Source organism: Luethyella okanaganae (assembly GCF_042660285.1).
In the GTDB taxonomy this organism is placed as follows: Bacteria; Actinomycetota; Actinomycetes; order Actinomycetales; family Microbacteriaceae; genus Luethyella; species Luethyella okanaganae.
Window position 1 is genome coordinate 121974 of record NZ_JBHSTP010000001.1, and the last position, 12551, is coordinate 134524.

The 12551-nt window shown below is 69.5% G+C and carries 13 protein-coding genes; 8 read left to right on the top strand and 5 right to left on the bottom strand.

Annotated features, from left to right (window positions below):
- Nucleotides 1-6 precede the first annotated feature (6 nt).
- The 4 genes from ACFQB0_RS00575 (at nucleotide 7) to ACFQB0_RS00590 (ending at nucleotide 5261) form a co-directional block, all read left to right on the top strand.
- The gene (locus ACFQB0_RS00575; protein ID WP_386726238.1) at nucleotides 7-1284 is read left to right on the top strand and encodes a saccharopine dehydrogenase family protein; all 1278 of its coding nucleotides are present in this window, start codon (nucleotides 7-9) and stop codon (nucleotides 1282-1284) included.
- Nucleotides 1281-2099 (top strand): hypothetical protein, encoded by an 819-nt coding sequence (locus ACFQB0_RS00580; RefSeq protein WP_386726240.1) that lies wholly within the window; start codon nucleotides 1281-1283, stop codon nucleotides 2097-2099. Before ACFQB0_RS00575 ends, ACFQB0_RS00580 begins: the two co-directional genes overlap by 4 nt.
- On the top strand, nucleotides 2096-3214 hold the full coding sequence (gene menC, locus ACFQB0_RS00585) for an o-succinylbenzoate synthase (RefSeq protein ID WP_386726242.1): 1119 nt from the start codon (nucleotides 2096-2098) through the stop codon (nucleotides 3212-3214). Before ACFQB0_RS00580 ends, menC begins: the two co-directional genes overlap by 4 nt.
- 103 nt (nucleotides 3215-3317) lie before the next feature.
- Nucleotides 3318-5261 carry a helicase HerA-like domain-containing protein gene (locus tag ACFQB0_RS00590; protein ID WP_386726245.1) on the top strand — a complete coding sequence of 648 codons (1944 nt, stop codon included), beginning with the start codon at nucleotides 3318-3320 and terminating at the stop codon, nucleotides 5259-5261.
- Between the two features lie 264 nt (nucleotides 5262-5525).
- Here ACFQB0_RS00590 and ACFQB0_RS00595 read toward each other — a convergent pair whose 3' ends face one another.
- The 5 genes from ACFQB0_RS00595 to ACFQB0_RS00615 are packed head-to-tail and all read right to left on the bottom strand — an operon-like array spanning nucleotide 5526 to nucleotide 9206.
- Nucleotides 5526-5765: a MoaD/ThiS family protein gene (locus tag ACFQB0_RS00595; RefSeq protein WP_386726247.1), complete on the bottom strand. Its 240-nt coding sequence runs from the start codon at nucleotides 5763-5765 to the stop codon at nucleotides 5526-5528.
- The gene (locus tag ACFQB0_RS00600) at nucleotides 5765-6085 is read right to left on the bottom strand and encodes a DUF6457 domain-containing protein (RefSeq protein WP_386726250.1); all 321 of its coding nucleotides are present in this window, start codon (nucleotides 6083-6085) and stop codon (nucleotides 5765-5767) included. Before ACFQB0_RS00600 ends, ACFQB0_RS00595 begins: the two co-directional genes overlap by 1 nt.
- Before the next feature lie 6 nt (nucleotides 6086-6091).
- Nucleotides 6092-6778, bottom strand: a complete 687-nt coding sequence (gene mobA, locus ACFQB0_RS00605) for a molybdenum cofactor guanylyltransferase (protein ID WP_386726253.1) — start codon at nucleotides 6776-6778, stop codon at nucleotides 6092-6094.
- On the bottom strand, nucleotides 6775-8034 hold the full coding sequence (locus ACFQB0_RS00610; RefSeq protein WP_386726256.1) for a molybdopterin molybdotransferase MoeA: 1260 nt from the start codon (nucleotides 8032-8034) through the stop codon (nucleotides 6775-6777). The genes mobA and ACFQB0_RS00610 overlap by 4 nt, the downstream gene beginning before the upstream one ends.
- A complete protein-coding gene (locus tag ACFQB0_RS00615) occupies nucleotides 8031-9206 on the bottom strand; it encodes a ThiF family adenylyltransferase (protein WP_386726258.1) in 1176 nt (391 codons plus the stop codon). The genes ACFQB0_RS00610 and ACFQB0_RS00615 overlap by 4 nt, the downstream gene beginning before the upstream one ends.
- 164 nt (nucleotides 9207-9370) lie before the next feature.
- On the opposite strand from ACFQB0_RS00615, the gene ACFQB0_RS00620 reads away from it, so the two are divergent.
- The 4 genes from ACFQB0_RS00620 to ACFQB0_RS00635 are packed head-to-tail and all read left to right on the top strand — an operon-like array spanning nucleotide 9371 to nucleotide 12535.
- A complete protein-coding gene (locus ACFQB0_RS00620) occupies nucleotides 9371-9775 on the top strand; it encodes a TOBE domain-containing protein (protein ID WP_386726260.1) in 405 nt (134 codons plus the stop codon).
- A gap of 8 nt (nucleotides 9776-9783) precedes the next feature.
- On the top strand, nucleotides 9784-10590 hold the full coding sequence (gene modA / locus ACFQB0_RS00625) for a molybdate ABC transporter substrate-binding protein (protein WP_386726261.1): 807 nt from the start codon (nucleotides 9784-9786) through the stop codon (nucleotides 10588-10590).
- Nucleotides 10587-11432 carry an ABC transporter permease gene (locus ACFQB0_RS00630; protein ID WP_386726263.1) on the top strand — a complete coding sequence of 282 codons (846 nt, stop codon included), beginning with the start codon at nucleotides 10587-10589 and terminating at the stop codon, nucleotides 11430-11432. The genes modA and ACFQB0_RS00630 overlap by 4 nt, the downstream gene beginning before the upstream one ends.
- Nucleotides 11408-12535, top strand: coding sequence for a sulfate/molybdate ABC transporter ATP-binding protein (locus ACFQB0_RS00635; protein ID WP_386726266.1), 1128 nt, complete (start codon nucleotides 11408-11410; stop codon nucleotides 12533-12535). The genes ACFQB0_RS00630 and ACFQB0_RS00635 overlap by 25 nt, the downstream gene beginning before the upstream one ends.
- The last annotated feature ends 16 nt before the right edge of the window (nucleotides 12536-12551 follow it).

Consider the following 12551-nt stretch of genomic DNA (forward strand, 5'->3'; position numbering starts at 1 on the left):
GCGGGCATGAGAATCCTCCTGGTCGGTGCTGGCGGAGTCGGCGACGCGATCGCCAAGATCGCGGCGCGACGCGATTTCTACGAGCAGATCGTTGTGAGCGACTACGACAAGGCCCGCGCCGAGCGCACGGTCGCCTGGATCTCTGCACGGCATGGCGCGGATGTCGCGAGTCGCTTCGGCGCGGCTCAGATCGACGCCTCCGACCCCGACCGGGTGGCGGAGGTGGCGCGGGAACACCGCGCGACCCATGTGATGAACGCGGTAGAGCCCCTGTTCGTGCCGACGATCTTCGCCGGGGCGCTGGCCGCCGGCGCCGACTACCTCGACATGGCGATGAGCCTCTCGGAGCCGCATCCGACCGACCCGCATGCCCGGACCGGGGTCAAGCTCGGCGACGACCAGTTCGCCCAGGCGGGCGACTGGGAGCGCGCCGGCCGGCTCGCCCTCGTGGGCATGGGCGTCGAGCCGGGGCTGTCGGATGTCTTCGCGCGGTATGCCGCCGACCACCTGTTCAGCGACATCGAAGAGCTCGGCACCCGTGACGGGGCCAACCTCGTGGTGCGCGACGAGGCCGGCAACGAGATCTTCGCGCCGGGTTTCAGCATCTGGACCACGATCGAGGAATGCCTCAATCCGCCGATCGTCTGGGAGCGGGACGCCGGCTGGTTCACGACGCCGCCGTTCAGCGAGCCGGAGGTATTCGAGTTTCCCGAGGGGATCGGCCCGATCGAATGCGTCAACGTCGAGCACGAGGAGGTCGTGCTCATGCCACGCTGGATCGACGCGAAGCGCGTGACCTTCAAGTACGGCCTGGGCGAGGAGTTCATCACCGTGCTCAAGACCTTGCACCTGCTCGGCCTCGACTCGGCCATGCCGGTGCGGGTGCGCAGCGAGAACGGCCCGGTCGAGGTGGCTCCTCGTGACGTCGTCGCGGCAGCCCTGCCCGACCCGGCCACCATCGGTCCGCGGATGACCGGCAAGACCTGCGCGGGCCTCTGGGCGAGCGGGCTCGGCGTCGACGGCAGACCGCGTGAGGTATACCTCTACCACGTGAGCGACAACGAGTGGACGATGAGGGAGTACGACGCGCAGTGCGTCGTGTGGCAGACGGCCCTCAACCCGGTGATCGCGCTCGAGCTTCTGGCCCGCGGCATCTGGTCGGGCTCGGGCGTGCTCGGTCCGGAGGCCTTCGACGCGCAGCCCTTCCTCGAGCTCATGGCCCTGCCGGAAGACAGCGGCGGCTATGGCCAGGCTTGGGGCCTGGAAGAGCGACTGGGCCGATGACCGGGCATACCGCGGCCTTCATCGACGATGCCTTCCGCCTCGCCGATGCGGCGGGAGCGACCGCCGGCGTCGCGGTCCGGCTCGTCGCCCCCGGCGACCTCGCGAGCGTCGTCGGGTTGTTCGAGCGAACCTGGGGGGTGGGTCGCAGCCCGGACGCCTCGATGCTGCAGGCACTCGACCATGCCGGCAACACCGTGCTCATCGCCACAGACGCGACGAGCAGGCGCGGCGCGGGGCCTGTTGGGGCGACTCTCGGGTTTCTGGGCTGGAGCGGCGGTACCCATCTGCATTCCCACATGAACGCCGTCGTGCCCTGGCGTCGCAGCGGCGGCGTCGGCTATGCGCTCAAGCTGTTCCAGCGCGCGATCTGCCTGCAGAATGGCGTGGACGAGATGCGTTGGACCTTCGATCCGCTCATCCGCAGGAACGCGCACTTCAATCTCGTCAAGCTCGGCGCGGAGGTCACCCACTTCTGGCCGGACTTCTACGGCCGGCTCGACGACACCATCACCGGCAGTGATCGCAGCGACCGGTTCGAGGTGCGCTGGCGCCTGGCATCCGAGCGCACGGTGCGCGCCGTGACGGGACAGCCGCAGCCGGAGTGGAACGCCGACGACCGGCTCGAACTCGACGCGGATTTCGAAACCCTGCGGGCAGAGAACGTCGACGTCGCGGCCCGGCTGCGCGAGGAGTCTCGCAGGCTCTTCGGCGAGCTCATGGAGCGTGGGCTCCGCCCGGAGCTCGACGGCGAGAACGACTACGTCTTCACCGCGGACGACGTCGACAGGCGAGCGGACCACGGCGGATCACCATGAGAGTCGAGGCGATCGAGCTGCACCGGGTCGGCATGCCGCTCGTGCGCCCCTTCGAGACCTCCTTTGCACGCGAGACCGAGCGCGAGGTGCTGCTCGTGCGCGTGCGCGGCGACGATGGCGCCGGCTGGGGCGAATGCGTCGCAGGCAACGACCCGCTCTACAGCTCGGAATACGTCGACGGATGCGCTCGTGTGATCGAACGCTATCTCGCGCCATCACTGCTCGCGGCGCACGATGTCGGGGGCGAGACCGTCGCAGAGCTGTTGCGACCCATCGTCGGGCATCGCATGGCCAAGGCCGCCCTCGAGGCGGCGGTGCTCGACGCGGAGCTGCGAGAGGCGGACACCTCGTTCGGCGAGTACCTCGGTGCGGTGGCCGACTGGGTCGATTGCGGTGTCTCGGTCGGCATCAGCCCGGATCTCGACACCCTGCTCGACGAGGTCGCCGGCTACCTCGACGACGGCTACCTTCGCATCAAGCTCAAGATCAAACCGGGCTGGGACATCGCCCCCATCGCCGCCGTTCGCGAACTCATCGGTCCCGACATGATGCTGCAGGTCGATGCGAACGCTTCGTACACCGTGGCCGACATCGACCATCTGCGTCGGCTCGACGCATTCGGGCTCCTGCTCATCGAGCAGCCATTCGTCGAGGAGGACATCGCCACGCACGTCCTGCTCGCGCGCGCGATCGAGACCCCGTTGTGCCTCGACGAGTCGATTGTCAACGCCGAGATCGCCCTCGACGCGATCGAACGCGGCGCGGCCTCCGTGATCAATATCAAACCGGGTCGGGTAGGAGGCTATCTCGAAGCGGTGCGGTTGCACGACATCTGCGCCGAACTCGAGGTTCCGGTGTGGTGCGGCGGGATGCTCGAGACCGGCGTCGGCCGCGCCGCGAACGTCGCACTCGCCGCCCTGCCCGGGTTCACCTTGCCCGGCGATACCTCAGCCTCTGATCGCTATTACGCCGAGGACCTCACAGAGCCGTTCGTCCTTGGAACGGGCGTGCACGCGGGGCAGCTGCCCGTGCCGACCGGGCCGGGAACAGGGGTCACCGTGCGCGAGGAGCTCGTGCGCGAGTGGGCGACGACGCCTGTGGTCGTGCTGCGCTGAAAGGTTCCGCATCCCCGAAAAGCCTCTTTCGAGCGGTCGTGAGGCGGCCTGTCGCGCGTGGCCGGCGGTTCGCGCATGCCGAGCACACGGATAGGATTTGCTCATGACGGATGACGCCCTCCAGCAGGCTCAGGAAGCAGCGGCAGTGGCTGCTGAGGCGGCGAAGAAACTTCGGGAACAGGCCGAGGAAGCGATCAAGAAGGCCGAGGAGGCCGCAGCGCTCGCTCAAGCCGCTGCGGATGCGCAGGCGAAAGCGTCCGAGGCGCAGCTCGCCGCTGACGCCGCGAGCCAGGCGGCGGCTGCACGGCCTGCAGCCGCGCAACCCGCCGTCGCCCCGGCGGCAGTGCCGGGCACCGAGGTTCCGCGTGCCGAGGTCACGCGTTCCGAGAACGTGCCGACGGCATCCGCCGAGACTGGCGCCGGTCCACTGGATGCCGAGCATGTCGATGCCATCCGCGCGGGCTATGCCTTCGAGGGGGCTGCGCTCGAGATGGGCGCTCTCGTCAACGGTGATGCGTTGCCCGGGGTGCAGGTTCGCATCCCGCTCGCGATGACCAACCGGCACGGCCTCGTGGCCGGAGCCACAGGAACGGGCAAGACCCGCACCCTGCAAGGTCTCGCCGAGCAGCTCTCCGCGAACGGAGTCGCCGTCTTCGCCGCCGACATCAAGGGAGATCTGTCCGGCATCGCCACCGCGGGAGCCTCCAGCGACAAGCTGATCGCCCGCACGAAGGGCATTGGCCAGGATTGGACTCCGGATGCGTTCCCCGTCGAGTACTTCTCCCTCGGCGGTGTCGGCAATGGCGTGCCCATCCGGGCCACGATCTCTGGGTTCGGACCGCTTCTGCTCAGCAAGGTGCTCGGCCTGAACGACACTCAGGAGTCGAGTCTCGGCCTCGTCTTCCACTATGCCGAGAAGGCGGGCCTGCCGTTGCTCGACCTCTCCGACCTCCGGGCCGTGCTGAGCTACCTGGTGAGCGACGATGGCAAAGCCGAGCTCAAGGACCTCGGCGGATTGTCGAGCGCAACGGTCGGCGTCATCCTGCGCGAGCTCATCACCTTCGCCGATCAAGGCGCCGAGGTGTTCTTCGGCGAACCCGAGATCGACACGGCCGAGTTCATCCGCAGCACCGCCGACGGCAGAGGAATCATCAGCCTGCTCGAGGTGCCCGGCGTGCAGGACAAGCCAGCGCTCTATTCGACCTTCCTCATGTGGTTGCTCGCCGACCTGTTCAACGACCTGCCAGAGGTGGGCGATCTGGACAAGCCCAAGCTCGTGTTCTTCTTCGACGAGGCGCACCTGCTGTTCAAGGACGCCTCGAAGGACTTCCTCGCTCAGATCACACAGACCGTGCGGCTCATCCGCTCCAAGGGCGTCGGCATCTTCTTCGTCACGCAGACTCCGAAGGACGTTCCCGGTGACGTCCTCGCACAGCTCGGCTCACGGGTGCAGCATCAGCTGCGCGCCTTCACCCCGGACGACGCGAAGGCTCTGCGAGCGACGGTCTCCACGTACCCGAACTCCGGCTACGACCTCGAGGAGGTCCTCACCATGCTCGGCACCGGCGAGGCGATCGTGACCGTCATGAATGAGAGGGGAGCGCCGAGTCCCGTCGCCTGGACTCGGTTGAGGGCGCCGCAGGGATCGATGTCGCCGTCGTCGGATGCCGACATCGATGCGGTGATCGCGGCGTCCCCGCTGCTCGGCACGTACGGCACGGCGCTCGACCGCGACTCCGCCCGCGAGATCCTGACGCGCAAGCTGGCGGATGCGGCCGCCAAGGCCGATGCCGAGCAACAGGCGATCGACAAGGCCAAGGCCGACGCCGAATACGAGAAGATGGCGGCGAAGGTCGCCGCCGACGCAACCAAGGCCGACAAGAAGGCCCAGGCCGAATACGACCGGCTGATGAGGCAGACGTCGGGCACGTCGCGCTCGACCAGGAAGCAGAAGACGGTGCTCGAGGAGGTGCTCGGTTCGAGCGCAACCAAGTCGATCCTCAGCGAGGTGGTCAAGGGCATCTTCGGAACCCTGAAACGTCGCTAGCCGCCATTACTCAGTTCAGATGCCCGGGTTCGGGGCGACGAGCGTCTCGCACCCCTCCCGAACGGGTCCTCGACAGGGCCGATGATCGTTCACGGTGGCCGTGCATCGGCGCGTCGACCGCGCTACCGTGACTCGGCGGCGTGCCGGTGGCACGATTGCTGCGCCGGTCGGCGACGTGCTCCACGCGATCGGCTTCGACGTCCGACGCGGAGTCAGGAGTTGCTCGGCCCTGCGAGCTCGGTGACGCCGTACGTGCCCGGTACTTCAGCCTCCGGCGAAGGGAGGGAGCACGTCGACGGTGGCGGCGTCGGCGATGGCGGCGTCGGCCCCGTCTGTCCTCACGCCGTCGACGAGCAATGAGCACCGGCGGAGCACCGCCTCCAACCCAGGTCCGTGCAGCCGGACGATCTCGGCCGACAACTCGCCGAAGGATACGGCGTCGATCGTCTCCTCGTCGAGCCCGGCCGCTTCGGCGGCGGCCGCGAAGTAGCGTACTCGCGCCATCAGCGGGTCGTCGTATCCTCGACGGGCGCCCAGTCGCGGGCTGCTTCCGTCACGATACGCGACGCCTTGCGAATGGCCGCCTCGTTCCCGCCGGACGCGCCCGCGGCGAGGCCGATGAGGAAGGTGCTCAGAGGTGCGGCCGGTCGTGCCACCCCGTGCGCGACGTCGCGGGCCACGTCGAGGATCGTGCCGGTGGGCACGCAGGCGGGGTCGAGACCGAGTTTCGCGGCGAGCACCGCGAGCCAGGCGTCGAGTGCTTCGGGTGGCAGCGGCGTATTCTCGCGCGTGGGCTCTCGTGTGTGCGATGCGTCGTTCATCATGTCTCCTTACGGGAATGCCTGTCGGGCACGTTCGAGATCCTGCCAGGTGTCGACATCGGCCGCGACACCATCCGGGTCCGGCACCATCACGATGCTGAGGGATTCCATCAGGCTGCGAACGGATGCGCCGTGCACGCCGGGACCCTCCGGACGGGTGAGAGCGTCGACGGCCGCGCGCAGCGCAGCGCGGCGGTAGAGTCCGGCCAGCCACTGTGCGCGACCGGTCTCGTCGACGAGGCAGAGGCCGTCGGCGTCTGAGTCGATTCCATCGGCGGCCGCGACGAGCAGGGCGCCGGCGGCGAGCGCGCGCGGAAGATCGCACGACAGCATGAGAACCCACTCCGCGCTCAGCGCGGGGAGTCCGGCTGCGATCCCGGCGACGGGACCCCCGAGGGCCGGCTCCTCGCACACGTTTACGACGGGTGGCTCGACGAGACCGTCCGGCCCGACGACGACGACCTGTCGAGCGTGAACGGCGCTCGCGGCCTCGAGAGCATGACCGAGGAGAGTGCGTCCTCCCACGACGATTCCGGTCTTGCCCCTGCCGTCGAGACGGGAGCCGCGACCGCCGGCCAGGATCAGCGCGTCGATCCCGGGCTGGCGCTCGTCGTCGATACCCTGGGACGCGGTCTTCGTCGAGACCCTCCTGCGCCTGGTCGACGGCATCGAGGTGCGAGAAGCCGGCTCGCTCACGATCGCACCCGCATGACGGTCAGGATGTCGCCGGGAAGGACCTCGGAGGCCTCGGCGGGAACGACGGCGAATCCGTCGGCCGACGCGAGGCCTCCCACCAGATGAGAACCGGATCCGCCGCGCGTGGCCTGGCGGACTCGTGGCAGAGCGGCATCCTCACGATCGATGATGACGGGCATGTACTGGCGACGGCCCGGGGGCGTGCGCCATCCTTCGTGCGCCGTGGCGCGCAGAGTTGGCCGGAAGATATCGCTGCGGCCTTGCATCCGCAGGAGCGCCGGGCGCACGAACACCTCGAATGAGACGGCCGCACTCACCGGATTTCCGGGGAGCCCGAAGACGGGGGTTCCGTCCGGGAGCACGCCGAAGGCCTGCGGCTTGCCCGGTTGCATCGCCACGGAGATGAAATCGACCCCGGCGAGCGGCGCGAGCACGGCCTTGACGACGTCGTAGGCGCCGACGCTCACGCCACCGGAGAGCACCACGAGATCGACGCCGGCCGACCGGCAGGCCTCGAGCTCTGCGCGGAGGGCGTCGGCGTCGTCGCGAACGGTGCCGACTCGCGTCGCGACCCCACCTGCTTCCGCGACCAGGGAGGCGAGGAGCAGCGAGTTCGAATCGGGGATCTGGCCGCGCTCGAGCGGGGTCCCCGGGGGAACGAGCTCGCTGCCCGTGGCGATCACCGCCGTCCGTGGCGCGGGACGCACGAGCAGGGTCGGACTCCCGGCCGCAGCTGCGGCGGCCAGCCGGAACGGGGTGAGGAGGACGCCGGGCTCGAGAACGGCGTCACCTGCGCGAACGTCTTCGCCGGCGCGACGGATGTGGGCGGACGGTCGCGGCGCCGTGGTGATGGCCACACGGACGGTCCCGCTGTCGGTGTGCTCGAGGGGAACGATCGTGTCGGTCGACGACGGCACAGGTGCCCCCGTCATGATGCGGGCGGCGGCGCCGGTGGGAACGAACGGATCGTGATCGCTGCCTGCGGGGATGTCGGCGATCACGTCGAGCACCACCGGGTTCCCGGCGCTCGCCGTCTCAGTGTCCGCGTGACGCACTGCGTAGCCGTCCATGGCGGAATTGTCGAACACAGGGATGTCGGTGCTGCTGGTGACGGTTCCGGCGAGGGTGAGCCCCCACGTGCCGGCGAGCGGCAGGCGTACGGGCGCGAGAGGGCCGACGGTGGCGAGCACTCGCGCCAGCTGCTCGTCGACCGTGACCAGCTCGGTCGGCGCGGCCGTGCCGGAGGCGTCGCTCACGACTGCTTCTCCCAGGACTCGATGCCTCCGTCGAGTACGACGACATCGCCGAAGCCGGCCGACGACAGCGCTCGTGCGGCCTGTTCGGCCCGGCTGCCGCGATGACAGTGCACGATGAGCGGCACGCCGCGGGGGAGTGTCACCTCGGAAGGCGCGCGAAGCAGGGTTCCGAGCGGAACGAGGCGGGAACCGGGGATGGCGGATTCGGCATGCTCCTCGGGCTCGCGCACGTCGACCACGACGAAGTCGTCATCGCCGCGGGCCTTGGCGTCCAGTCGCTCGGCGAGCCGGGAGGCCGTGAGACGGTGTGTGAGGGGGGCGGCCGGGGCCGGATGCGCCGACGTCATCGGTGGCACGTCCGCCCGCGACACTCGGCCACGCGCGGTGCCGGGAGCCGTCATCGGCCGGAGCGGTAGCTCCGTCTGGCGTGCGCTCAGCGCGTCGATCACGAGAACCCTGCCGAGGAGCGGGTCTCCTGTGCCGGTGACGAGTTTCACGGCCTCCGCGGCCATGATGGAGCCGACCTGGCCGCAGAGGGCGCCGAGCACGCCCGCTTCTGCGCAGGACGGTGCGTCCCCGGTCTCCGGTTGCCGGGGAAAGAGGTCGCGCAGGCGGACTCCGACGGCATCGAAGCCCCCCGGCGGATCGGCCCAGAAAACGGAGAGCTGCGCGGTGAACTGCAGGACGGCCGCCCAGACGAGGGGCAGGCCGAGGACAGCGCAGATCTCGTCTGCGAGGTAGCGGGTCTCGAAGTTGTCGGTTCCGTCGAGGACGAGGTCGTAGCCGCTGAGGATGCCAACCGCGTTGTCGCGGTCGAGACGGACACGATGCTGAATCACCGTCGTCTCCGGCGAGAGCTCCGCGATGCGCCGGGAGGCGCTCAGGACCTTCGGGTGTCCGACGTCGGCGAGACCGTGCACGATCTGTCGTTGCAGATTGCTTTCCTCGACCACGTCGTCATCAACGATTCCGATCGTTCCGACTCCGGCCGCCGCCAGGTAGAGCAGTGCGGGTGCGCCGAGCCCGCCGGCCCCGAGCACGCAGACGCGGGCGGCCGCGAGACGTCGTTGGCCGAGCTCTCCCAGCTGGGGCAGCCTGGACTGTCGCGCGGTCCGGCGACGCTCCCCGGGCGTGAGAGCGACCACGGGGCTCACGAGCGGTGGCAATCGCATGGCTCCACGTTAGTCGCGCGTCTGTCGTGCTGCCAGGCGTTCCACCGTGAGAGGGGCTTGGAGGGGGATTCGATGGCTGCGTGCCGTCGGCCGGCTCGTTCTCATTCGCGTTTGCGTGGCTTCTCGCTATCTGCTCGCGGATTTGCGGAGCTATGATGACGTTTGTGACGAGTTTTCGGATCAGTGAGGCGGCTTCGCTGCTCGGTGTGAGCGACGACACCGTACGGCGCTGGGCCGATGCCGGAATATTCGAGCTCTCCATCGACTCCTCAGGACGGCGCGTCGTCGACGGTGCCGCTCTCGCAGCCAGGGCCGTACAGCTCGCACAGACGCCCGCCGACCCGTCGGCAATCGGTCGCAGCGCCCGCAACCGCTTCGTCGGTCTCGTGACCCGCGTGCTCGTCGACGGGGTGATGGCGCAGGTCGAGATTCAAGCCGGCCCCCACCGTGTGGTTTCGCTGCTCTCTGCCGAGGCCGTGCGAGAACTCGGCCTCGAGGTCGGCTCGCTCGCGGTCGCAGTGGTCAAGGCCACCAGTGTGATCGTCGAGACGCCGGGTGGGGCCCGATGACGGCCCGCATGTCTTCACCGGTGCGCCGTCGTGTGAGCGGTGTGTTCGTCGCCACCGCTCTGGCCGTCGCCCTCGGCGGATGCTCCGCGCCGACCGAGCGGGCGACGACCGGCACCGGTGCCGCCGCCGACGAGCTCTCCGGCACGCTCACCGTCTACGCTGCGGCCTCACTCGTGTCTGTCTTCGACGAGCTTGCCGGGATCTTCGAGGAACGTCATCCGGCTGTCGACGTGCTTCCGATCTCTTACGACGGATCCAGCATCCTCGCCACCCAGATCGTCGAGGGAGCGAGCGTCGACCTCTTCGCCTCCGCCGACGAGAGGAGCATGGCGATCGTGGCCGACGCCGGCCTCCTTGCAGGAGGCACCGAGCTCTTCGCCTCCAACACCCTGCGCATCGCGGTGCCCACGGGAAACCCGGCCGGTGTCACCGGTCTGGCCGACCTCGCGAGGCCCGACGTCTCCACCGTGGTGTGCGTTCCCGCGGTGCCGTGCGGAGCGGCATCCGCGAAGCTGTTGGACCGTGCGGGGGTATCCGTCACACCGGTCAGTGAGGAGCAGAACGTCGCCGCGGTGCTCGGCAAGGTGCGCTCCGGCGAGGCCGATGCCGGCCTCGTCTATGCGACGGATGTCGCAATCGCCGCTCGTGACGTGGAAGGCATCGTCCCCGTCGGCGCCTCGGACGTCGTGAACCACTATCCACTGGCTGTGCTCGCCAACGCGCGCAACCCGGCCGCCGCACGGGCGTTCGCCCGCCTCGTGCTCGGCGATGCCGGGCAGAAGACGCTCACCTCCTTCGGCTTCGGGGCGCCGTGACCGCAGGGTCGGCATCGGCCGGAAGGCGGCTGGACGTCGGAGGGAACAGGATCGGCACTGTTCCGCGTTCGCTCTATGTGCCGGCGCTTCTCGGCGTCGCCCTTCTCCTCCTGCCCTTGGCGGGTCTCGTCGTGCGCGTGGACTGGAGCACTCTGCTGAGCGATGTGACCTCGTTCGAGGCGCGTGAGGCGCTCTGGCTGTCGTTGCGCACCGGAGTGGCCGCCACAGTGCTCTGCCTCCTGTTCGGCGTTCCGCTCGCCCTCGTCATCGCGCGGAGCACCCCACGCGTGGCCGGCCTGCTGCGTGCGCTCGTCACAGTTCCGCTCGTCTTGCCGCCGATGGTCGGTGGTATCGCGCTGCTGTTCCTGCTCGGACGCAATGGCCTGCTCGGCCGTACGCTGGAATTGTTGTGGGACATCCGCCTGCCGTTCACGACAGCGGCGGTCGTGATCGCCCAGACCTTCGTGGCACTGCCGTTCCTGGTGCTGACGGTCGAGGGCGCCTTGCGTGCGGTCGGCACCGGCTACGAGCGCGTGGCCGCGACGTTGGGGGCCAGCCGGTGGACGGTGTTCCGTCGCATCACCGTGCCGCTCGCGATGCCCGGGCTCGTCGCGGGCACGGTGCTCTGCTTCGCACGCGCGCTCGGAGAGTTCGGGGCGACGGCGCTCTTCGCCGGCAACGCGGCCGGCACGACCAGGACCATGCCGCTTGCCATCTATACGGCTTTCAATGGAGCCGGCGTCACGCAGGGCTCGGCGGTCGCGCTCTCGCTGCTGCTGCTGGTGACGGCGTTCCTCATTCTCGTGCTGGTGCGCGGATGGCGGCCGGGGGCCGTTCGGTGACGCCGCCGGCCTTGAGCGCCGAGGTGCGTGTCGCGCGGGGGACCTTCGTGGTCGACGTGCGCATCGAGCTCCGGCGGGGCGAGGTGCTCGCGCTCCTCGGCCCCAACGGAGCGGGGAAGTCCACCCTCCTGGCGGTCATAGCCGGACTGCTCATGCCGGGAGCCGGTCGAGTGCACGCTGGCGGAAGGGAGCTCACCCGGGTGCAGGCGGGGCGTCGTCCGGCGGTGCATGTGCCTCCTTCCGCCCGCGGCATCGGCTTGCTGGGCCAAGACCCCCAACTCTTCCCGCACCTCACCGCGCTGCAGAACGTCGCCTTCGGACCGCGTGCGCAGCGCCATCCGATGCGCGTCGCCTCGGCCGACGCCGCGGCTTGGCTCGAGCGCGTCGGCCTCGCGGGGCTGGGAGAGCGCCGTCCCGCCGAGCTCTCGGGTGGACAGCAGCGGCGCGTTGCGATCGCGCGCGCTCTAGCGGCCCGGCCGTCTGTGCTGCTCCTCGACGAGCCCTTCGCCTCCCTCGACGTCGAAACGGCTCCGGACATCAGGGAGCTGTTGCGCGAGCAACTGCGCTCGTCGCCCACCACCGCGATCGTCGTGAGCCATGACGCTCTCGACGCGGTGGTGCTCGCAGACCGTACCGCTGTGATCGCCGACGGCCGCATCGTCGACGAGGGGCCGACCGCTCGCGTGTTCGCGGAGCCGCGAGACCTCTTCACGGCCGCCGTCGCGGGGGTCAACCTCGTGACCGGCAGCGCAGACGGCGGTGCGGTCGTGGCCGCCGGCGGCATCCGCTTCACGGGGCGAGGTGGTCACCGCGATGAAGGAGCCATGATCCGGATCAGTGGAGGTGCACCCGCCGCTGCCGTGTTCCGGCCGGCCTCGGTCGTCGTCTCGACGCGGCAGCCGGAGGGCGTGAGTTCACGGAACGTCTGGCGTGCCCGTGTGAACGGGATGGAACACGCTGCGGGTGGAATCCGGGTTCGCACCGGGCCGCTTCCCGTCGTGGCCGACCTCATGCCCGCTTCCGTCGCGGAGTTGGGTCTCGCGGAGGGCTCTGAGGTGTGGCTGTCGGTGAAGGCGAGCGAAGTAAGCCTCTACCGGCGCTGAATCGCACACAGACGTG

Coding starts and splice junctions, on each gene's coding strand:
- ACFQB0_RS00600 (WP_386726250.1), bottom strand. CDS start 6,085: ATGATGAACGACGCATCGCACACACGAGAGCCCACGCGCGAGAATACG.
- ACFQB0_RS00580 (WP_386726240.1), top strand. CDS start 1,281: ATGACCGGGCATACCGCGGCCTTCATCGACGATGCCTTCCGCCTCGCC.
- menC (WP_386726242.1), top strand. CDS start 2,096: ATGAGAGTCGAGGCGATCGAGCTGCACCGGGTCGGCATGCCGCTCGTG.
- ACFQB0_RS00575 (WP_386726238.1), top strand. CDS start 7: ATGAGAATCCTCCTGGTCGGTGCTGGCGGAGTCGGCGACGCGATCGCC.
- ACFQB0_RS00635 (WP_386726266.1), top strand. CDS start 11,408: ATGGCGGCCGGGGGCCGTTCGGTGACGCCGCCGGCCTTGAGCGCCGAG.
- modA (WP_386726261.1), top strand. CDS start 9,784: ATGTCTTCACCGGTGCGCCGTCGTGTGAGCGGTGTGTTCGTCGCCACC.
- ACFQB0_RS00595 (WP_386726247.1), bottom strand. CDS start 5,765: ATGGCGCGAGTACGCTACTTCGCGGCCGCCGCCGAAGCGGCCGGGCTC.
- ACFQB0_RS00590 (WP_386726245.1), top strand. CDS start 3,318: ATGACGGATGACGCCCTCCAGCAGGCTCAGGAAGCAGCGGCAGTGGCT.
- ACFQB0_RS00615 (WP_386726258.1), bottom strand. CDS start 9,206: ATGCGATTGCCACCGCTCGTGAGCCCCGTGGTCGCTCTCACGCCCGGG.